Origin of the sequence: Bradyrhizobium lupini (genome assembly GCF_040939785.1) — a bacterium.
GTDB classification, from domain to species: domain Bacteria; phylum Pseudomonadota; class Alphaproteobacteria; order Rhizobiales; family Xanthobacteraceae; genus Bradyrhizobium; species Bradyrhizobium canariense_D.
In genome coordinates this window covers 2,161,862-2,179,990 of sequence record NZ_CP162553.1, presented here as the reverse complement: position 1 = coordinate 2,179,990, position 18,129 = coordinate 2,161,862, and the positions used below count along the sequence as shown (strand labels likewise).

Annotated in this window: 21 protein-coding genes, 1 tRNA gene and 2 pseudogenes; 11 read left to right on the top strand and 13 right to left on the bottom strand. The window is 63.6% G+C overall.

The window, feature by feature from the left end; genetic code table 11:
• Positions 1–19: 19 nt before the first annotated feature.
• The 3 genes from AB3L03_RS10585 to AB3L03_RS10575 form a co-directional block, all read right to left on the bottom strand.
• Positions 20–199 (bottom strand): hypothetical protein, encoded by a 180-nt coding sequence (locus tag AB3L03_RS10585; protein WP_018455655.1) that lies wholly within the window; start codon positions 197–199, stop codon positions 20–22.
• A 120-nt stretch (positions 200–319) separates the two neighbouring features.
• Positions 320–529, bottom strand: coding sequence for a hypothetical protein (locus AB3L03_RS10580; protein ID WP_018455654.1), 210 nt, complete (start codon positions 527–529; stop codon positions 320–322).
• Positions 530–668: 139 nt separating this feature from the next.
• Positions 669–797, bottom strand: a complete 129-nt coding sequence (locus AB3L03_RS10575; RefSeq protein ID WP_018455653.1) for a hypothetical protein — start codon at positions 795–797, stop codon at positions 669–671.
• A gap of 261 nt (positions 798–1,058) precedes the next feature.
• Here AB3L03_RS10575 and AB3L03_RS10570 point away from each other — a divergent pair, with 261 nt between their 5' ends.
• The 4 genes from AB3L03_RS10570 to AB3L03_RS10555 all read left to right on the top strand — a co-directional run bounded on the left by AB3L03_RS10570 (position 1,059) and on the right by AB3L03_RS10555 (position 3,789).
• The gene (locus AB3L03_RS10570) at positions 1,059–1,934 is read left to right on the top strand and encodes an alpha/beta fold hydrolase (protein WP_231188856.1); all 876 of its coding nucleotides are present in this window, start codon (positions 1,059–1,061) and stop codon (positions 1,932–1,934) included.
• Positions 1,935–1,997: 63 nt separating this feature from the next.
• Positions 1,998–2,324, top strand: coding sequence for an antibiotic biosynthesis monooxygenase (locus tag AB3L03_RS10565; protein ID WP_085359688.1), 327 nt, complete (start codon positions 1,998–2,000; stop codon positions 2,322–2,324).
• 41 nt (positions 2,325–2,365) lie between these two features.
• On the top strand, positions 2,366–3,220 hold the full coding sequence (locus tag AB3L03_RS10560) for a DMT family transporter (protein ID WP_247546967.1): 855 nt from the start codon (positions 2,366–2,368) through the stop codon (positions 3,218–3,220).
• The gene (locus tag AB3L03_RS10555) at positions 3,217–3,789 is read left to right on the top strand and encodes an ABATE domain-containing protein (RefSeq protein WP_368508544.1); all 573 of its coding nucleotides are present in this window, start codon (positions 3,217–3,219) and stop codon (positions 3,787–3,789) included. The genes AB3L03_RS10560 and AB3L03_RS10555 overlap by 4 nt, the downstream gene beginning before the upstream one ends.
• Before the next feature lie 34 nt (positions 3,790–3,823).
• Here the strand turns inward: AB3L03_RS10555 and AB3L03_RS10550 are convergent, their stop codons facing one another.
• Positions 3,824–5,473 carry an amidohydrolase gene (locus tag AB3L03_RS10550; protein WP_368508543.1) on the bottom strand — a complete coding sequence of 550 codons (1,650 nt, stop codon included), beginning with the start codon at positions 5,471–5,473 and terminating at the stop codon, positions 3,824–3,826.
• A gap of 501 nt (positions 5,474–5,974) precedes the next feature.
• Positions 5,975–6,406, bottom strand: a complete 432-nt coding sequence (locus AB3L03_RS10545) for a hypothetical protein (RefSeq protein ID WP_240543239.1) — start codon at positions 6,404–6,406, stop codon at positions 5,975–5,977.
• Positions 6,407–6,590: 184 nt separating this feature from the next.
• On the opposite strand from AB3L03_RS10545, the gene AB3L03_RS10540 reads away from it, so the two are divergent.
• From AB3L03_RS10540 to AB3L03_RS10530, 3 genes and pseudogenes are all read left to right on the top strand, one after another.
• Entirely contained in the window at positions 6,591–6,764 is a 174-nt protein-coding gene (locus AB3L03_RS10540) for a hypothetical protein (protein ID WP_240543238.1), read from the top strand.
• A gap of 166 nt (positions 6,765–6,930) precedes the next feature.
• Positions 6,931–7,969 (top strand): annotated as a pseudogene (locus AB3L03_RS10535) (glycosyltransferase family 4 protein).
• A 139-nt stretch (positions 7,970–8,108) separates the two neighbouring features.
• Positions 8,109–8,624: a PRC-barrel domain-containing protein gene (locus AB3L03_RS10530; RefSeq protein ID WP_085350354.1), complete on the top strand. Its 516-nt coding sequence runs from the start codon at positions 8,109–8,111 to the stop codon at positions 8,622–8,624.
• Between the two features lie 280 nt (positions 8,625–8,904).
• Here AB3L03_RS10530 and AB3L03_RS10525 read toward each other — a convergent pair whose 3' ends face one another.
• Positions 8,905–9,132: a hypothetical protein gene (locus AB3L03_RS10525; protein WP_085350355.1), complete on the bottom strand. Its 228-nt coding sequence runs from the start codon at positions 9,130–9,132 to the stop codon at positions 8,905–8,907.
• Between the two features lie 196 nt (positions 9,133–9,328).
• Between AB3L03_RS10525 and AB3L03_RS10520 the strand changes: the two genes are divergently transcribed.
• From AB3L03_RS10520 to AB3L03_RS10510, 3 genes are all read left to right on the top strand, one after another.
• Positions 9,329–10,441, top strand: coding sequence for a DUF1236 domain-containing protein (locus tag AB3L03_RS10520; RefSeq protein WP_085350356.1), 1,113 nt, complete (start codon positions 9,329–9,331; stop codon positions 10,439–10,441).
• A gap of 25 nt (positions 10,442–10,466) precedes the next feature.
• On the top strand, positions 10,467–10,787 hold the full coding sequence (locus tag AB3L03_RS10515) for a hypothetical protein (protein WP_085350357.1): 321 nt from the start codon (positions 10,467–10,469) through the stop codon (positions 10,785–10,787).
• A 431-nt stretch (positions 10,788–11,218) separates the two neighbouring features.
• Positions 11,219–11,533 (top strand): response regulator, encoded by a 315-nt coding sequence (locus tag AB3L03_RS10510; RefSeq protein WP_240543242.1) that lies wholly within the window; start codon positions 11,219–11,221, stop codon positions 11,531–11,533.
• On the opposite strand, the gene AB3L03_RS10505 is transcribed toward AB3L03_RS10510, so the two are convergent.
• The 5 genes from AB3L03_RS10505 to AB3L03_RS10485 all read right to left on the bottom strand — a co-directional run bounded on the left by AB3L03_RS10505 (position 11,530) and on the right by AB3L03_RS10485 (position 14,557).
• Complete coding sequence (locus AB3L03_RS10505) at positions 11,530–11,700, bottom strand: hypothetical protein (RefSeq protein ID WP_368508542.1); 171 nt, start codon at positions 11,698–11,700, stop codon at positions 11,530–11,532. The two genes, AB3L03_RS10510 and AB3L03_RS10505, sit on opposite strands and share 4 nt — an antisense overlap.
• 81 nt (positions 11,701–11,781) lie before the next feature.
• Positions 11,782–11,982, bottom strand: a complete 201-nt coding sequence (locus AB3L03_RS10500; protein ID WP_143275127.1) for an ATP-binding protein — start codon at positions 11,980–11,982, stop codon at positions 11,782–11,784.
• Positions 11,934–12,434, bottom strand: a complete 501-nt coding sequence (locus tag AB3L03_RS10495; RefSeq protein WP_368508541.1) for a histidine kinase dimerization/phosphoacceptor domain -containing protein — start codon at positions 12,432–12,434, stop codon at positions 11,934–11,936. Before AB3L03_RS10495 ends, AB3L03_RS10500 begins: the two co-directional genes overlap by 49 nt.
• Before the next feature lie 692 nt (positions 12,435–13,126).
• Positions 13,127–13,202: transfer RNA gene (locus tag AB3L03_RS10490), tRNA-Ile, on the bottom strand.
• A gap of 380 nt (positions 13,203–13,582) precedes the next feature.
• The gene (locus AB3L03_RS10485; protein WP_368508540.1) at positions 13,583–14,557 is read right to left on the bottom strand and encodes a Bug family tripartite tricarboxylate transporter substrate binding protein; all 975 of its coding nucleotides are present in this window, start codon (positions 14,555–14,557) and stop codon (positions 13,583–13,585) included.
• A 107-nt stretch (positions 14,558–14,664) separates the two neighbouring features.
• Between AB3L03_RS10485 and AB3L03_RS10480 the strand changes: the two are divergent.
• A pseudogene (locus AB3L03_RS10480) lies at positions 14,665–15,643 on the top strand (TAXI family TRAP transporter solute-binding subunit).
• Between the two features lie 184 nt (positions 15,644–15,827).
• On the opposite strand, the gene AB3L03_RS10475 reads toward AB3L03_RS10480, so the two are convergent.
• Positions 15,828–17,057 (bottom strand): ABC transporter substrate-binding protein, encoded by a 1,230-nt coding sequence (locus tag AB3L03_RS10475; RefSeq protein ID WP_018456163.1) that lies wholly within the window; start codon positions 17,055–17,057, stop codon positions 15,828–15,830.
• Positions 17,058–17,156: 99 nt separating this feature from the next.
• On the bottom strand, positions 17,157–18,050 hold the full coding sequence (locus AB3L03_RS10470; RefSeq protein WP_247338519.1) for a helix-turn-helix transcriptional regulator: 894 nt from the start codon (positions 18,048–18,050) through the stop codon (positions 17,157–17,159).
• Between the last annotated feature and the right edge of the window lie 79 nt (positions 18,051–18,129).

The window sequence follows — 18,129 nt, the reverse complement described above, 5'->3', positions numbered from 1 at the left end:
TGTCGGCAAGGCGAATTGCCTAGGCCGACCAACGATCCTGCTCTTCTTGGTGAGCATGCTCGTTCAGCCGTTCGGCGATCTGATCCGCGATCTTCTCCGACTCGGCCGAGGCCACCGGCTCGCCCTTGTGGGTCCTGAGCTTGTCCTTGTCGGCTTCGATGGGAAAATCGTCGGGCTTCAGTCCGGCATCCTTGGTCATGGCGCGCCTCATTGTGTCTCGCATCCGGAAAACACGGGCGAGGGCCGTTCGTTGCTGGAACAATGAAGCCGCGATCGAAAGCCACAGCCGGGCTCAAGCGCCGCGCGGCCCGCGCTTTGCTCAGGCCCCGCCGACGGCCCGGATCACGGTCCCGCTGCCGCCGCACGTCGCGCAGGGCGCGCCGTCGATCCGCCCCTTGCCATGGCAATCCGGACACACATCTTCGCCGGTGCCCATCGTCCCCGGTGCGGCTTCGTCCCCGGGGTTGAGCGCCGCCGAACCCGTCGGCGGTGTCCCGGTCTTTACGCCCTCCGTGTCGGTCTTGGTCATCTGCAGCTCCCTCGAAAAGACCGCAACGCGTCTTGCCGCAGGAAGTGCCAATCGTGATGTCAGATGCGGTGCACGTCAGTCGCGAGCCTGCGCAACCTGGGAAAGTACGCCGTCCGCATTGGAGGCCATCACCTCATCATCACCGCACGCCCGTGCCTTTGCAGCGCTGGCACTTCACCACCTTGTCGCCCTTCTTGAGCAGGCCTTTGCCTTCGCAGTTCTTGCATTTCTGCTTCTTCTTGATGTTGGGGCCTTTTTCATTGGTCATGGACGGCTCCTGCCGCGAAAGAGCGGTTGATTGAGCATTGTATGGGCGGGTTCTCGGCGAGAACACGCAGCGTTTCTGGTGGGCAGCCCAGCGGAACAGCCGAACGGTGCCAGATAAGCCCTACGCTCATGTCGGCTGCGGCACCACCCGCACAACGATGGCGCGTGATCGCGCCGATTGTTCGTCGCCACACGGCTCCCTAGCCTCGGAACGTTCACCGCCTAAATGCATTTAGGTGGTGTAAAGACGATGGAGGCCCGAATGGCGAGCGGGCTCACGCACCGGCGCTTGGCGTTGAACGGGATGTCGATCTTCTATCGCGAAGCGGGACGCGCCGGCGCGCCGGTCCTGCTGCTGCCGCACGGCTATCCCTGTTCCTCCTTCCAGTTCCGCCGGTTGATGCCGGCGCTCGCCGACCGGTGGCGGACGATCGCGTTCGACTGGCCGGGCTTTGGTTACAGCGGCACGCCCGACCCGTCGGAATTCGCCTATGATTTCGACGCCTATGCAGACGTGCTGGCCGGCCTCGCCGATGCGCTCGGCCTCGGACGATACGCCTTGTGGCTCCACGATTACGGCTCCCAGATCGGGCTAAGGCACGCGATCGCTCACCCCGAGCGGATCGCCGCGCTCATCATCCAGAACGGCGATATCTATGAGGATGTGCTGGGCCCGAAATACGCGACCATCAAGGCCTGGTGGGCCGACAAGACGCCGGCGAGGCACCGGCCGCTCGAGGAGGCCGTGAGCGAGGATGGCTTCCGTGCGGAGTTCGTTGGCGAAGTGACGGACGACGTCGCTGCCCGGGTGCCGCCCGACCTCTGGAAGCTTCATTGGCCACTCATGGACACGCCAGTGCGCCGACAGGTCTGCGTCGGGCTGATGGAGAAGCTGGAGGAGAATCTCGGCTGGTTCGCGCGCTATCAGGCGTATCTGCGCGAGCACCGTCCTCCAACGCTCGTGGTGTGGGGCCCCGAAGACGGATACATGCCGGCCGAGTCCGCCCGCGCCTATCGCCGCGACTTGCCTGATGTCGATCTGCACCTGCTCGACGGCGCCGGACACTGGCTGCTCGAGACGCATTTCGATGAGGCGCTGCCCCTGGTCCGCGCCTTCCTTGCGCGTGTCAATGCCTGATCGTCCCACGGCGCGGCCTTCGCCGCGCTGGTGTCCCTTCGCCGCCTAAAGGAGGAAGCAAGCATGCCAACCAATCCTTCCATCGCACGAATCTGGCGTGGTCGTACCCGGCGGGACATCGCCGACAGCTACGAGCAATATCTGCGCGCTGAAGGCATTCCGCCGCTCGAGAAGACGGCGCTCGGCGTCCAGCTGCTGCGCGAGGACCTTGACGAGGAGACATGGTTCACGACCATCTCTTACTGGTCCGACATGCAGGCAATGACTGCCTTCACCAAGGCCGAGCCGACCAAGGTGCATCACCTCGACCGCGATCCCGAACTCCTGATCGAACTCCCTCAAAGGGTGGAAATCCACCGCGTTCTGGTCGATCGGTACGGCATGCGCTGAGCACGACGGTGCGCAACTTTGTCCTCTTCGCCGCAATGTCGTTGATCTGGGGGCTGACCTGGGCCGCCATCAAGGTCGGGCTCGGCGATCTGCCCCCGCTGCTGCTCGCCGCCGCGCGATACCTGCTGGCGGCCGCACTGCTGGCCATCGGAGTGCGTGGCGCCGGCGCCGCATTCGCCGAAGGCCGCGCACGGCCAACGATCGTTTCAGCTCTGCTGGTCAACACCGGCACCTACGGCTTGCTGTTCTGGGGGATGCAGCACGTGCCATCAGGGCTGTCGGGGCTGGTCAACCTTACCCTGATTCCGGTCCTGCTGTTTGCCCTCGCCGCGTTGACCGGCGAGGAGAGGCCGACCTGGCATCATGCCGTCGTGCTCGCGATCGGTTGTGTCGGTGTCATCGGGCTGTTCTGGGCGCGGCTCGGGGCCGGGTCCGATGCGAGCGGCCTTCGGCTCGCGGCGATCGTCGCCGCGACCGTGAGCTATTGCGTCGGCAGCGTGGTCGCGCGTCCGTTGGTCGGTCCGGTGAAGCCCCTGGCGCTGACGATGGTGCAGGCGGCGATCGGCGGCGCCGCCCTGCTCGGCCTTTCGCTGGTGCTGGAACCCGTATCGAGAGACACGCTCGACGCTTTCCTCACTCCGGCGGCAATCGGCAGCCTGTTGTTCCTGTTGCTGCTCGGAACGATCGTGGCTTATACGATCTATCTCGTGCTGCTGCGTGAATGGGGTACGATGCGCGCAGGTCTGTATGCCTTTGTCTCTCCGATCATCGCGCTTGGCACCGGTGCGTGGTTGTTCGGCGAGGCGATCGGCTGGCTCGAGATCGGCGGCGCTGCCCTCATGCTGGTGGCCGCCGCGATGGCGCTGCTCCGGCCTTGGGAAGAACGTCCGACGTGAAGCGTTTGCGCAGCATCGCCGATCGACCGCCGCCGCTTCACCGCGTAGCGGGGAATCTGGCGCTCGATTTCGCCAACACGATCAGCTGGCGCGGCACGGACCAAGAGGCCGATCACTTGCGCGACGCCGAGGGAATGCTGGCCTGGGCAAGGGATGCTGGACTGGTGGGCGTCGATTTTTCGCCTAATGCAAGGCAGCGGGCGGTGCTGGCCGACGATGGCCGGCGCCTGCGCAACGCGATCGACCAGGTAGGCGCTGCGATCGCGGACGGCGACGAACCGCCGGCGCTGGGCTTGGGGGTGATCCATGACGTTGCGGCCCGTACCTTCACGGCCGCATTGCTGACCGGCTCGCCGGCCACCATCGAATTCACGCACGGGGACCGGATCCTTGGTCCGCTTGCCTGGGCTGCGGTCGACCTGCTGCGCGGCGACGAACTCGACCGATTGAAACGATGTCCACAGCACGACTGCCACTGGCTGTTCATCGATCGCACCAAAAACAGATCCCGTCGCTGGTGCGAAATGGCCACCTGCGGAAACCGCGCAAAGATGCAATCGCGCCGGTAAGCCGACAGCCGCCTTGAACAACAAGCCTTCAGCTCTATTTTGCGCTCGAGAAAGCATCCGCTGCGTAGACGACCTTGCCGCCCACGACCGTCAGCAGAGACGCCGTGGCGCCGATCTGCTCGACGGGGATGGACATGAAATCCCGATCGAGAATCGCGAAGTCGGCGAGCTTGCCGGTCTCCAGCGTGCCGCGCCGCGTCTCGTCGAAGCAGAACCACGCGCTTCCCACGGTGTAGAGGCGCAAGGCATCTTCGCGGCTGGGTGTTTCGTCCGGGCCGCGCGTCGAGAGTCCGCCGACGGTCTTGCCGTCGAGCATCCATTGCAGCGCCACGAACGGATTGTAGGATGCGACCCGATGCGCATCCGTGCCGGCCCCGACATGGACTCCCATGCGCAACGCCGTGACGAGGGGTGGCATGCTGCGGGCGGCTTCGCCGACCTGCGCCACGATACGGTCACCTCCGAGATACATCGCGTCCTGCATGGTCCAGCCGATACCAAGGGCTTTCATGCGCGCCAGCGTTTGGGGCGAGGTGTTGTCGAGATGGGCGATGGACCAGCGCAACGGCGCGAGCGGCGTCTCCTTGTTGACCTCGTCATAGAGGTCCAGGAGGTGATGGACGGATTTGTCTTCCTGCCAGTGGATGGTGACTGTCAGCCCTTGTTTGGCCGCCCAGCGAATGATCTCGCGGAACTTGTCCTTGGCGGCCGCGTCAGGCGCATTGTTGTTGTACATGGCGCCGGTGATCCGCTCGCCTAGTCCGTTGAACCGCAGCATGTCGTCGCCGAATCCCATCGGCAGGAACGGCGTGAGAGTCTTGTACTCGTCGAATTCCGCGCCGACATTCTGGGCGAACAGGCTGAAGGCAACGCGAACCGACAATGATTTGTCACGCCAGAGCTTTTGCAAGGCCGCGTAGTGGCTGGGATAGATGCTGAAGCCGCCGGGATCCACGATCCCGGTCACGCCGAGACGATTGAGCTCCGTGAAGAACTGCCGGGTCCCGGCGACATTCTCTTCGAAATTCGGCCTCGGCAGCCGATCGAACAGCGCGGAGATACTGACGATGGAGCCGTTGAGCCACCCCGTGGCGTCGCCCGATGCGGCGCGCTCAGTCGTGATACCGGCCGGCAACTGATCCGCGGACATCCCGAGGGCTTGCTGCGCTTTTGGCGTCATCAGCACCGCCGAATAGAACAGCTGGATGTAAGCCGGATTGTCGGGAACGGCCGCCATCACCTCGGCGAGCGTTGGCCGCCGCTTCTCAGTAAACTGCAATTCGCTCCAGCCGCCGGCCACGATGATCCAGGATGCCGGGCGCGCTGTTGCCGCCTGGCGCAAGCGTTCCATGGCCTCGGGAATCGTCTTTGCGCCGATCCAGTTGACCTCGGTTGCGTAGGTGAGGCCGGCGCGCACGGCGTGAATATGGGAATCGATCAATCCCGGAATGATGGTGCGTCCACCTGCGTCGACCCGGCGCGTCGCGGGCCCGATCAGGCCTTCCACGGCATCGTTGCCGCCAATAGCAACGATCCTGCCGTCGCGGACTGCGAGAGCCTGCGCGACCGTCGATGCGGGATCCAGCGTCACGAGCTTTGCGTTCGTGACAATGAGGTCGGCCTTTTGTGCGTAAGCCAAACTGGCCCAGCACGAGATCAGCAATATTGCCAGAAGCTTGCGCATGGTCAGTCCCGAAATGAGAGAGGCAGGTGTGAAAGAGGCCGAAGCGGCGCCACACATCCGCCGCTGGATGCGCTCGCGGACATCGCGTGTCGCAACGGTGTCGTGATATTGATCATGTCTAGCACCAACAAAATCAGCCGGCCCACCGAAAAATTTGGTGGCGGCCCAAGCAATTGATGTTGCAGCCGCCTTCGCCCGCCTCGCAGCAGTTCGTCCGTCTTCGCTCTCACTTCGTTCAATCTACGCCGGACACCACGCTTCGCCCTCGTTCTCCGCGCGGCTGCGCCACCCGTAGCCCGAGGTCAAGAAAGAACCGCCCGGACGCATCGCATCACAGGCGCGCCCGCATCCAAAGCGCTCGACGAGGCCGGCGACGAGAGCGCCCGAACGACGCCTTGCCTTCGAACGGCACGACCCGTTTTTCCGGTGGATTGTGGTAAGCGGAAAGAAAAGGCCGCGCCTTCGGGTGCGCGGCCTTCGTTGCGTTCAGACGGACCGCTCTCACCAGTGGTGGCGATGCCAGCGGTGCCGAACGACCGGGTAGGATCCGCGGTAATAGGCGTATGCAGGTCGCACGACTCGACGGTAGCGGTAGCCGTAGGACACGGGCGCCGTGTAGTAAGTCGTGGTGGCGTACCCGCCACCCCAGCGATACGGCTCGTCATACCCGTAGTCGTACGCATAGGGTCCGCCGTAATAGCCCGCTCCATAGTAGCCGGGGCCACCGTAGTAGCCATAACCTGGTCCCCATCCATACGCCGACGAGGCAAGCCCGCCGATCACAGCGCCGGCCAACAGGCCGCCGGCGATGCCCGGTCCCCAGCCCCCTCGCCAGTGGGCTTCTGCAGGAGACGTGGCGGCCACCGAGGACAGACCAAGAGCGCCGACCAGCAGCGCCGACATCGCGATCTTCTTCATCGAGATTCCTTTCACATTGCTGCGCCCTGTCGATAACGGGAAAAATAGGCAATGGTTGCAGCTGCACCCCCGCGGCGAGGGGGCAATGGATCCTCGCCTCCTGACTCACCTCCTTTCGTATACTTCCGGGAAAAACTGGAAACCTTCCAGATTGCCTTGAGTTGGCAGCGACTGGGTTCGGTCTCCGGAGAGAGTAAGTATGGTCGACGAAGTCGTCTTGAAGAACGCCACGGAGACCGCCTGGACGGTGTATCGGGCGCGGCACCCCGAGGTCGATGCGCATGACAGCCGGCGCTGCCTTCTGGAGCGCCACCTCCACAGCAGGTCGGAAGCGCGAGAGAGCGATACCGAAGAACTCGCTGGCTTGGGATAGCCTACCTGCAGCGGCTTCCTCCAGACGAATGTTGACGATCGTGAAGACGCTCGCAGCGCGCGTGGTCCGTGGAAGCACGAGGCCCAATTGGACGCTGCTTGCGATTTCATCCCTCATTTCCGCTGGGATCGTCACGGTCCTGCGGTCCGTGTTCGGGGCCTAGCCGATGCGGATTGCCCAGCTTGCTCCCTTGGCCGAGAGCGTACCTCCAAAGCTCTACGGCGGCACCGAGCGTGTGATAGCCTGGCTGGTGGACGAACTGGTCGAATCCGGGCACGACGTCACCCTGTTCGCAAGCGGGGACTCGAAGACGAAGGGAAAGCTCCACGCGGTGTGGCCGCGCGCGTTGCGCCTGGGGCGGAAGGGTGCGGATCCGAACGCCGCCTGCGCGCTTCTGATCGAGGCCATCGCCGAGCGCGCGCGACTTCGACGTGATCCACTCCCACGTCGACTGGTTGCCTCTTCCGGTGCTGAGCCGGACCGGCGTGCCTTTCCTGACGACGATGCACGGTCGGCTCGATCTGCCCGGCCTGCCCCAGGTAATCGGTGCCTTTGCGGACGCTCCATTCGTCTCGATTTCCGCCGACCAGCGTCGGCCGCTTCCGGAAGCGAACTGGATCGCGACGATCCAGCACGGACTGCCCAAGGACATGTTTAGGCCCTCCTACGAACCAGGTTCGTACCTGGCCTTTCTGGGGCGGCTGACGGCGGACAAGGGTCCGGAGGACGCTATACGAATCGCGCGCGCGGCCCGGATGCCGCTGCGGATCGCGGCCAAGATCCCTCGGGCGGAGACGGCCTACTTCAAGAACGAGCTCGAGCCGAACATCGATGGCCAGGCGGTTCAGCTCGTCGGCGAGGTCGACGACGCGAAGAAGCAGCCGTTTCTCGCGAACGCAGCGGGCCTGCTGTTTCCGATCGATTGGCCCGAGCCGTTCGGTCTGGTGATGATCGAGGCGATGGCCTGCGGGACACCCGTGATCGCTTATCGATCAGGCTCGGTACCGGAAGTCGTGGAGGATGGCGTCACGGGCTTCATCGTCGACGGTGAGGAGCAGGCGATCAGAGCAGTGAAAGAACTGGGCCGGCTGGACAGACGAGTGGTCCGCGCCGGGTTCGAGGAGCGCTTCGCCGCAAGCCGGATGGCGAAGGAGTACGACGCCCGATATCGCGACTTGGTCGCTCGCAGAGGACGCCTCGCGTGAGAGATCTATTGCGCGGCTGGTTTGTCGGACAGGCGCGATCGAATCCTGGCAATCCGTTCCCCGTCGGGAACAAGCGGTAATTCGGGGCGTTGAAGCCGCGCATCCGAACGGATGCGGCTCACGTTGGAGGAGATAATCCATGAAAAGCTTCCTTGCCGTCGCGTTGCTTGGCACTGCTGTGATCGGCGGCGCTGCTTTCGCGCAATCCACTCAGCCCGTCGATCGCACGGCGCCGGCGGCCACCGCCCACCCCGCCGATGCGAAGATGGCGTTCAAGGGAAATTGGCGCGCCTCGAAGCTGATGGGCCTGAACGTCTACAACGAGGCCAACGAGAAGCTCGGCGATGTCAACGAACTGCTCGTCGACAAGAACGGCAAGATCAACGCGGTGGTTATCGGCATCGGTGGCTTCCTCGGCATGGGCGAGCACGACATCGCGGTCTCCATGGACAAGCTGAAGTTCGTTGAAGAGCCGGTTCGAACGAGCTCGAGCGGCACGTCGACCCCGGCCCGCGACACCACCACGACCGGGACCGCGTCCACAACCACGACGAACCGCACCGCGAACGATTGGGTTCCTGACCACGCCGTCATGAGCGGCAATAAGGAGCAGTTGAAGGCGCTACCGCAGTTCAAATATTCGGACTACAACTAAGCGCGACGAGTGCTCTCGGCGAATTGGGGCCCCATTACGGGGCCCTTTTTTGTGCCCACAGGGCTAGTGTACCGATCTGGCGCAATGAAAAACGGCCCGCCCAAATCATTGGGCGGGCCGTTCATCCGTGCGGGGTCATCCGCTCAGTGCATGTGAACCAGGAAATAGCCGACGCCGCCAACAACCAGGACGGCTGGAACGGCCCACAAAATCAGTACGGGCATTTTTTCCTCCAATCGTTGTCAGAATGCTTAAACGGCTCTTACCGCCGTCGCGACTATTACTGCTCGGTGCAGACCTTCGTGGTCTTGACCGCGGACTCTGCCTCTACCTTGGTCTTGTAGACGCCGTCGCCCACGACCGTCGTGGTGGTTGTGGTCGGCTTGGTGTCGACGATGGTGCACTTCTTGGTGGTGGCATCGCGCACGATGTAGAACTCGGCGGCGCTGGCGGCCTGCGTGCCGAGGGCGAAAGCGGCAAGAGCGCCGCACACGATAAGCTTCTTCATGGTGTTCTCCTCAAAGTGAAAATGACTCGTAAGTAGTCATTGCCAACGACGCTGCGCGACCGAAGTTCCCACTCTCACGATTTGCACAATTTCGGGATAAAAGAAAATGCACATCTCGCGCAATTGCCTAGTTTTCCCCGAATGGAACCACGCGTCTCGCCCCAGGTTGTCCGACGTCCGCATTAAGGAGGTTCAGATGAACAAGCGTTTATTTTTGGCTACCACCGCTGCAGTCGCGATCGCGACTTCCGCTTTTGCCCAGTCTTCTCCGAGCACGTCGAACTCCAATCCGCCGTCTCGTCAGCAGGATTCCACATCCACGACGCCGTCGACTTCGCCGACCAATTCATCTTTGGGATCCGCACAGTCCGCCAATCCTTCGACGAATTCGGCCCAGACGCAGTCGCCGTCCTCGAGCGGTCAGACCGCTGCAGGCCAGCCGTCCAATTCGGGTACCGGCACCAACACCACGCAGGCGCCTGCCTCGAACAACTCGACCAACCAGGCTCAGACCAATCAGCCGTCCAATCAGACAACTACGCCTTCCAACCAGGCGCAGACCAATTCTCCTTCGAACACGAATACCCAGACGCAGAGCGCCAATCCGCCTGCTCCGGGCAACAACCAGGCACAGTCCCCGGCGGGCAGCGGTTCGACCAACACGGCGCAGCAGCCGAACAATCAGCAGAACACGGCCGATCGCTCCTCGAACACCAACGTGAACGCGTCGGTGAACATCAACGATCAGCAACGGACCCGGATCAGCACGTCGATTTCGCATCTGAACGTGCAGCCCCTCAACAACGTGAACTTCTCGTTGTCGGTGGGCACGGCGGTGCCGCGCGATGTCCGCTTGCAGCCGCTCCCGGCGGAGGTCGTCGAGGTCGTGCCGCAGTACAGAGGCTACAACTTCGTGTTGGTGAAGGACGAGATCGTGATCGTGGAGCCTTCGAGCTACCAGATCGTCGCGGTCCTCCCGTACTCGGGTCGTTCGACCGCGGCTGCGCCGGCCCGCACCGAACAGCGCAAGGTGACGTTCAGCGATCGCGATCGCGAAGTGATCCGCAAGCACGCCAAGGCGCGTTCCGAGGCGCGTCCCGTCGAGCGCGAGCGGCAGACCACCGGCAGCACCGCGCGCACCGAAATCCGCAGGGGTGAGCGCCTGCCGGCAGACGTAGACGTGGAGACGTTCCCCGAGGAGGTCTATCGCGACGCACCGAGCCTGCGGGAGTACCGGTACATCAACCGGGATAGCCGGACTTACATCGTCGAACCGCAGGAACGTCGCGTCATCGAAGAGATCGATTGATCTCGTCACAACAAGGAGAACGAACATGAGGACTATTGCTCTCGTAGCGTTTGCGGCCACCGCCATGCTCGCGTCGGCGGCCTCGGCAGCTCCGCTCAATCCCAGTCTGGTTGGATCGGAGGAGGCGGCAAACGTCGATCAGGTTCGCCTGGTCTGCAACGAGTACGGCCGCTGCTTCCGCACCCGCGGTCCCCGCTATGTGCAGCGTTACTACGGCGACGATGACAGCTACGTCGTGCGCAGGAGCTATGGCTCCTACGGCGGTCCGGGCTATTACGATCGCGGATACGGCTATTACGGAGGCGGGCCGAGCATCGGCTTCAGCTTCGGTACCGGCCGCTGGTGATCGATGATCTAGGCGCCGCCCGCAAGGGCGGCGCCATTCTGGATGGATCGACAGTTCAGTCTGCCGCTCCAGCGGGCCTCGTGTGGCTGCCAACGATAGGCAGCCGATCAGCCTCGCGGAGCAGTCAGGCTCAGGCTCATCACGCGTACGACGAGGTTCTGAGAGCGCTACGTCGATCCGCAACGGAACGATCGGCATTCCACCGCGTCGAGTCCTTGCTCTCGGCCCCCTTGCCCCCCAAAGCCCCAGCCGGGAGCAAAACCTAGCCCATAGGTTGGCGACCTCGACCCCGGTCGAGGTCGTTTATCCGTTTCCCTCGTGAATTCCGGGCGTCGTGCCGGCCGCTGCGGGAGCATCGACCTTCTCCAAGGATCCACGTGAACCGCCCCAGACGATCTTTCTTCCTCGTCGAAGACGAAGCCTTGATCCGAATGATGCTCGTCGACATGATCGAGGAGCTTGGACACGCTGTCGTCGCCGAGGCAGGGCGGATCGAGGATGCGGTGCGACTTGCGCACGATCCGGCCTTCGATATTGCCATCCTAGACATCAACCTCGGAGGTCCGACAAGCACTCCCGTCGCGGAAATTCTCGCGAAGAGATCTGTTCCGTTCGTCTTCGCGAGTGGCTACGGGCAAGAAGATATACCCGAGGGCTTCAAGAATAGACCGATGCTGCGCAAGCCCTTCCAGTTGGATGGTCTTGACCGAGCGATCCAAGCGGCCGTGGCGGAGCATGAGAACTAGCCGCGTTCCACCTTCGAACCGGTCTTCTGCCGCTGCGGATTCAGATCTGCTTCGAGTTCGGATATAATGTCCTGCAGCAGCCGCGCAGCCAAAGGATCCGTCGTCTCGGCGTGAAGCTTGCGGAATCGGTCCAGTTCCTCGGCGTGTTTTGGTGATCGATCGACCATAGTGTTCTCGCAAGCTCCGACATCATCTACGTCACAAGCCGTCCATGGTTGCAGAGGAAATCCGAAAATGCTTCGCGGTCTTCAGCTGTCGAGCGCGATCGAGACTTGCACCTCGCAGCCTTGCGAAAGAGGCTTCCTCGCGACGGTGCCCTTCATGTGGGTGGCGAGGAGGTTGATGAGCCGAGTGCCAAGTCCGCTCTTCGCTTCCGCGGAGCAACCGATTCCGTCGTCCCTCACCGACACCAGAACGTGGGTTTCCTTGGCCCGCAGCTCGACCTCCACCGAGCCGCGGCGGCCCTCCGGAAATGCGTACTTGAAGCAGTTCGTTGACGATCAGCCCGATCGAGGCCGCCTGCGAACTCCTCACCCAGATGTCCTCGCAGCGGACCCGGATCGAGATCGTGCGCACGCCCCGGTGAAAATCCGCAAGGCTGGCGCATAAGGACTCGATGTCCGGCCAGCGCGATCCGGCTGGTGTCCGCCGTCTCGCGCAGCCGGTCGTGAACCTTTGCGACGTCCACCCGGCTTACCGCGGACGCAATCGCCCTCTGCACGCCCGGGTCGGTTTCGGAGCGGGCCTGCAGCCTGAGAATCGATACGATAGTGGCGAGGTCGTTCCCGCGTTCGATGTGCGAGCTCCTGGAGCAGAACGTCCCCCGGCGGTCGAGGCCGGCCGGGGTATGAGGTACGTCATGGCGAGAACGGCGGCCGCGGCTGTCGCAACAATTCCACACCCGCGGCCGAAAAGGACAGATGACAAGAAGATGGCGGGAATGAAAAGCAGGAGCGGGTAGGATCGAAGGTATTCATCCGCCATCACCCTGGCGAAAAAGGCGAGACCGACGAGGCCGAGGGTGAGGAGGTAGCGCACCCAGACCGGAAAATCTGACTTGGCCGTGAAGAGGCGGTGCAGAAAGGCTTCCATGGAAGGCCAACGTTCCGCCCAGCCGCGCTGTTCCGAGGAAGGATTGCTCGTCGCTCGGTACTCCGGACTTCAGTGCGGTAATACCTTCTTAGGCCGCGTGTGCGACGGCTCTCGGCGCCGCGAGCTTGTCAGGGACAACCCGGACGGGCTTGAACTCGGTTTCGGTTTCAGCAACGCCTTCGCACCGGACTCACAAAGCCATGGACGATCGTGGTTACCGGCTCTTGGCGCTCCAGCTTCGACATGAACCATCGCATCTCGATCCTGCACCTCATGCAGGTGGGCGACTCCAGTTCGGACAGTGAATTCTTCAGACGATCTACCATTCGGCGAAGTCTGCTGCGCGGTACGATACCACGGCCGTTCGAGACGTCTGTAGGATTTGGGACGCAAGCGGCCGGCAGTCTATTCCTCTGGTCGCAACTGAACCTCACATAGGGAGCCACTTTGCCATGCAAGAACGTTCGGGAGGCAAAGCGGTCCGCACAAAAGTGCTTTCATTGGTGGGCCCGGCAGGACTCGAACCTGCAACCAGACCGTTATGAGCGGCCGGCTCTAACCATTGAGCTACAGGCCCCGCCGCGAGACGGCCGCGAAAGCTGCGGCCGGCAACGGTGCGCGGTTCGTTTACAGGGACGGAGGCGGGGGTGCAATGCTGGCGCCGGCGGTTGCAAACGTTGGCGCGGCAAGCCTTGGGATTTTTGAATAACCGAAATTGGCGATGATGCCCTTATAGTCCTGTTTTGCCCGACGGCGCAAGCCCATCTCGCCGAGCCTTCGTCCCCGCCCTCTGGCAATCGCGCCAGGGGGCTCGGTTTTCGATTCTGTAACCCCTTGTAATGCCAAGATCTTTCTACTGTGCATGGGGTTGTTTTCGCACATTTTGTTGGAGAGGGGTCTTCCGATCCCCTCCGATGTCGCGTTGGCGCGCTGCAGGCGCGCGGCAGTTCCGCAGGCCTAGTCCACCGACACGCCGGCGAACTCCACCACCTTGCGCCACTTCTCGGTCTCGTCGGTGACGAGCTTGCCGAACTCGGCCGGCGTCATCGGCTTGGGGATGCCGCCGGTCTCGGTGAGGCGCGCGACCAGCTTCGGGTCCTTCAGCGCCTCGTTGACGGCCTTGTTGAGGATCTCGATCACGTCGGCCGGCGTGCCCTTCGGCGCGGAGATGCCGTAGAAGCCGACCGATTCGAAGCCGGGCAACGTCTCGGCGATCGCGGGCACATCGGGCACGCTCGGCCAGCGCTGCGGCGAGGTCACGCCGAGCGCGCGGACATTGCCGCCCTTGGCCTGCTCCATCGCGGAGGGCAGGTTGTCGAAGATCAGCTGCACCTTGTTGGAGATGATGTCGGGGAAGGCGATCGCAGATCCCCGATAGGGCACGTGCACCATGTCGCACTTGCTCATCACCTTGAACAGCTCCGCCGACATGTGCACCGAGGTGCCGTTGCCGGACGAGGCAAAGGAGATCTTGCCGGGATTGGCCTTGCAGTAGTCGATGAACTCCTGAACCGTCTTGGCCGGGAACGCGTTGGAGACGACCAGCATGTTGGTGAGCTGCATGATGCTGGCGACCGGCACCGTGTCGCGCAGGAAGTCGAACGGCAGCTTCTTGTAGAGCGAGGTCGAGATCGCGTTGTTGGGCGCGACGAACAGCAGCGTGTAGCCGTCCGGCGGCGAGGTGATCGCGGCAGCGGCCGCGATGTTGCCGCCCGAGCCGGTGCGGTTCTCGACGATGAACTGCTGGCCGAAGCGGTCGGTCAGCCACTGCGCCATGATCCGCGCCACGATGTCGACCGGGCCGCCGGCGGAGAAGCCGATGATCCAGTGCACGGGACGGTCGGGATAAGCGGCAGAGGCGGGAGGTGCGGCGCCCAACAGCGTTGCGAGGAAAACCAGCCCGAAAACACTGTTACGCAAAATTCGCAACATGACGCCTCCCATTGTTCTATTGTCGTTGGGCTGCATGCTTTCACAAAATCGGGGCGCTGCCTACATCGCCGCAAGTCGATGTTGACGCGCCCCCGCCGGGACCGACCATGAGATTCGCTTTTGTTTTCCTTCTCGGCGCGGCGCTGCTTTCAAGCCCCGCTGCCGCTCAAACCGGAGGCAACGCCATTCCGACCACGACACCTGGCCTGACGATCAGCTTGGGCACCGCGACGCCCGGCGGCGGCTTTCCGCTCTATGGCAACGCCTTCGCGCAAGCGATGAACGCGGCCGATCCGCAAGTGATCATCGCCCCGCGCAACACCAAGGGCAGCAACGAGAACATTCCGCTGCTGGAGAAGGGCGAGCTCGATCTCGCTCTGGTCGCGGGCGAGCCGGCCTATGAAGCCTTCGCCGGCATCGGCCGTGCGAAGGTCTCGTTGAAGATTCTCCACGGCGATCTATTCCAACCCCGGCATGTTCGTGGTGCGCGCGGACAGTCCGTACAAGACCATTCGCGATCTGGTCGGTCAGCCCGTCGCATTCGGCGCCAAGGGCTCGGGCTTGCCGATCCTGGCGCGTTACGTGCTCGATGGGCTCGGGTTGAGGCAGGACGAGGACTTCAAGGCGATCTATCTCGACCGCGCCGGCGACGGCCCCGCGATGGTCGAGGATGGCCGCGTCGCAGCACTCTGGGGCGCCGGCATCGGCTGGCCCGGCTTTGCGGCGGTAGCCTCGAGCGCGTCAGGGGCGCGCTTCATCGCGCCTGATAGGGAGGAGATCACGCGCATCCGCGCCAAGCACGCGTTCCTCAAGCCGCTCACCGTGCCGGCCGGCAGCTACCCGAAACAATCCGAGCCGATCGCCTCGCTCGGGTCCTGGAGCTTTGTGCTGACGCGCGAAGATCTGCCCGACGATGTTGCCTATCGCTTGGCGAAGACGCTTCACGGTGTCGAGCCGAAATTCTGCAAGCAGCTCGCGCAGGCCTGCGAGACCACGGCCGCCAACACCGTCGCCGCCGCGCCGAAGCCCGAGCTGATCCATCCCGGCGTGATGAAGTACTTTCGCGAGATCGGGGTAGTGAAGTAGGGCGCTTCCTTCCTTCTCCCCCTGTGGGAGAAGGTGGCGCGAAACGCCGGATGAGGGGTATCTCTCCGCGAACTCAACAGCGAGTTGGACTCGCGGAGACAACCCCTCACCCGGCTTCGCTTCGCGAATCCACCCTCTCCCGCAAGGGGAGAGGGTGCACCGTCAGCGCGGCGTCGCTACACCCTCACTTCTTCACCATCGCGCACGCCGGGTCCGGCGGACCGAACGCCTTGTCGCCCGAGATCGTGGTGAGGATCTTGTAATAGTCCCACGGATATTTGCTTTCCTCCGGCGTCTTCACCTGCACCAGCCACAGATCGTGCACCATCAGATTGTCTTCGCGTAAGCGGCCGTTGCGGGCGAAGAAATCCTCGATCGGCTTTTCCCGCATTTTGGCGGCCACCTTGAGCGGATCGTCGGTGCCGGTGTCCTTGATGGCGTTGAGATAGTGCATCACGCTCGAATAGACGCCGGCCTGCCACATCGACGGCATCTTGTTCATCTTGGCGAAGTAGCGCTTCGACCATTCGCGGGTCTTGTCGTCCAGGTCCCAATAGAACGATGTCGTCAGCAACAGCCCTTGGGCTGCCTGCAGGCCGAGGCCGTGGATGTCGGTGATCAGCGCCAGCAGCGCCGCCATCTGCTGGCCGCCCTTGAACACGCCGAATTCGGAGCCGGTCTTGATCTCGTTCATGTTGTTCGGCGGACCCGCCGCGATGCCGATGATCTTGGCCTTGGAGGCCTGCGCCTGCAGCACGAAGGAGGAGAGGTCGGGCGTCGCCAGCGGCGGCTTCACCGAGCCCAGCACCTTGCCGCCATTGGCGGTCACGACCGCCGAGGCGTCGCGCTCCAGCGAATGGCCGAAGGCATAATCGTCGGTGATGAAGAACCAGCTGTCGCCGCCGCGCTTGACCACCGCGTCCGCGGTGCCGACCGCGAGCGCGCGGGTGTCGAACACCCACTGGATCGCATAAGGCGAGCAGAACTTGCCGTGGAAATCGGCGGTGCCGGTGGAGTGGGTGATGAACAGCCGCTTCTTCTCGTTGGCCATGTTCTGCACCGCGAGCCCGACCGCGGAGACCGGTACGTCGACGATCAGATCGACCTGGTCGACGTCGTACCAGCGCCGCGCGATGGCGCCGCCGATATCGGCCTTGAGCTGGTGGTCGCCGACGACGATGCTGATCGGCTTGCCGAGCACGGTGCCGCCGAAATCGTCGATCGCCATCTGCGCCGCCGTCACCGAACCCTGGCCGGTCGGCGCCGAGGCCGGACCGTTCATGTCGGTGAGCACGCCGATCTTGACGACGTCGTCGGACACCTGCGCCATTGCGGCGCCCGGCAGCAGCGTCGCCGCCAGGAACGTCGCTGCAAAGCCGGCAGCGACCGGCAGTCCAAATCTCGTTGGCTTCATATTTGTCCTCCCCTGATCCGGCGCGTTGGCCGGTGTACCCCCGGGTATGGCCCGGCTGAATTGGTTTCTTTTGCAACTATTTGGGGGCGGGCGTCAACGTCAGGCGGCGAAGCGGATTTGTCCGGCCGGGGAGGGATCGTAGCCGGTCAGCTCCACGGCGCGCTGGAGCAACCGCTTTTCGCCGAGGAACCGGATCAGGCCCTGCATGGCGGGGCGGAAATAGCTGCGCTGCCGCATCGCGAGGTCGAAGTTCTCCCAGACCAGCGGCACGAAATCGAGGCCGGCCGAGCGCGCGGACGCACGCGTCGCGATGCCGCAATCGGCCTGTCCCGCGCGAACGATCTCGGCGAGATCCGGCCCGGTCAGGGCCGGCATCTCGATCCGGCGCAAATCGCGCGTCGAGGCGCCGGCGCGCCTGAGCAGCACATCGAGCAGCATCTGCGCGCCCGTGCCCTGCTGCCGCATCGCCATCCTGACCCCGAGCGCGAGCACGTCGGAAAGGCCGCGCAGCCGCTTGGGATTGCCCGGCGGCAGCACGAGACCCTGCTCGCGGCGCACGAACGCGACCAGCAATGCATCATGCAGGTCCGGAGCGTCACGCAGAGCCGTCGCATTGGCATCGGCGGCAAGATTGCCGTCGGCATCGAGGCTGTGGAAGTGCATTGCCACGGCCATCACCTCGTCCCGCTGCAAGCGCTCGAGCCCGCGCGCGCTGCCCTCGCTCATCGATCCCAGGCCCGAGCCGGATTCGCGCAGACTCCAATCCAGAAGCTCGTCCTGGCTGCCGCCGACGACCGGCGGCGGCTCCGCGATCAGCATGCCGGCCGGGCGCGCCAGTCCGGACAGCACCCAGAGGTCGAGTTCGTGCCGCGGGAAGAGCCATTTTCCGGTCACCTTGGTGCAGGGGATCGCACCGGTGGTGACGAGTTCGTAAAGCTTGCGTTCGCCGAGCCGAAGATAGTCGGCGGCTTCGCTGGTCGTCAGGAATTCCATCCTGCATTCCTATGCAAATTCTTGCTTCTTTTTGAAGTTCGACGCAGGTGGAATTCTGCTTTTCAAGTTTTGTCCGCCA

Bases quoted from the DNA above. Each gene is read 5' to 3' on its own strand.
- AB3L03_RS10585 (WP_018455655.1), bottom strand. From the start codon at position 199: ATGACCAAGGATGCCGGACTGAAGCCCGACGATTTTCCCATCGAAGCC.
- AB3L03_RS10580 (WP_018455654.1), bottom strand. From the start codon at position 529: ATGACCAAGACCGACACGGAGGGCGTAAAGACCGGGACACCGCCGACG.
- AB3L03_RS10575 (WP_018455653.1), bottom strand. From the start codon at position 797: ATGACCAATGAAAAAGGCCCCAACATCAAGAAGAAGCAGAAATGCAAG.
- AB3L03_RS10570 (WP_231188856.1), top strand. From the start codon at position 1,059: ATGGCGAGCGGGCTCACGCACCGGCGCTTGGCGTTGAACGGGATGTCG.
- AB3L03_RS10565 (WP_085359688.1), top strand. From the start codon at position 1,998: ATGCCAACCAATCCTTCCATCGCACGAATCTGGCGTGGTCGTACCCGG.
- AB3L03_RS10550 (WP_368508543.1), bottom strand. From the start codon at position 5,473: ATGCGCAAGCTTCTGGCAATATTGCTGATCTCGTGCTGGGCCAGTTTG.
- AB3L03_RS10540 (WP_240543238.1), top strand. From the start codon at position 6,591: ATGGTCGACGAAGTCGTCTTGAAGAACGCCACGGAGACCGCCTGGACG.
- AB3L03_RS10530 (WP_085350354.1), top strand. From the start codon at position 8,109: ATGAAAAGCTTCCTTGCCGTCGCGTTGCTTGGCACTGCTGTGATCGGC.
- AB3L03_RS10525 (WP_085350355.1), bottom strand. From the start codon at position 9,132: ATGAAGAAGCTTATCGTGTGCGGCGCTCTTGCCGCTTTCGCCCTCGGC.
- AB3L03_RS10520 (WP_085350356.1), top strand. From the start codon at position 9,329: ATGAACAAGCGTTTATTTTTGGCTACCACCGCTGCAGTCGCGATCGCG.
- AB3L03_RS10515 (WP_085350357.1), top strand. From the start codon at position 10,467: ATGAGGACTATTGCTCTCGTAGCGTTTGCGGCCACCGCCATGCTCGCG.
- AB3L03_RS10510 (WP_240543242.1), top strand. From the start codon at position 11,219: ATGATGCTCGTCGACATGATCGAGGAGCTTGGACACGCTGTCGTCGCC.
- AB3L03_RS10505 (WP_368508542.1), bottom strand. From the start codon at position 11,700: ATGGTCGATCGATCACCAAAACACGCCGAGGAACTGGACCGATTCCGC.
- AB3L03_RS10485 (WP_368508540.1), bottom strand. From the start codon at position 14,557: ATGTTGCGAATTTTGCGTAACAGTGTTTTCGGGCTGGTTTTCCTCGCA.
- AB3L03_RS10475 (WP_018456163.1), bottom strand. From the start codon at position 17,057: ATGAAGCCAACGAGATTTGGACTGCCGGTCGCTGCCGGCTTTGCAGCG.
- AB3L03_RS10470 (WP_247338519.1), bottom strand. From the start codon at position 18,050: ATGGAATTCCTGACGACCAGCGAAGCCGCCGACTATCTTCGGCTCGGC.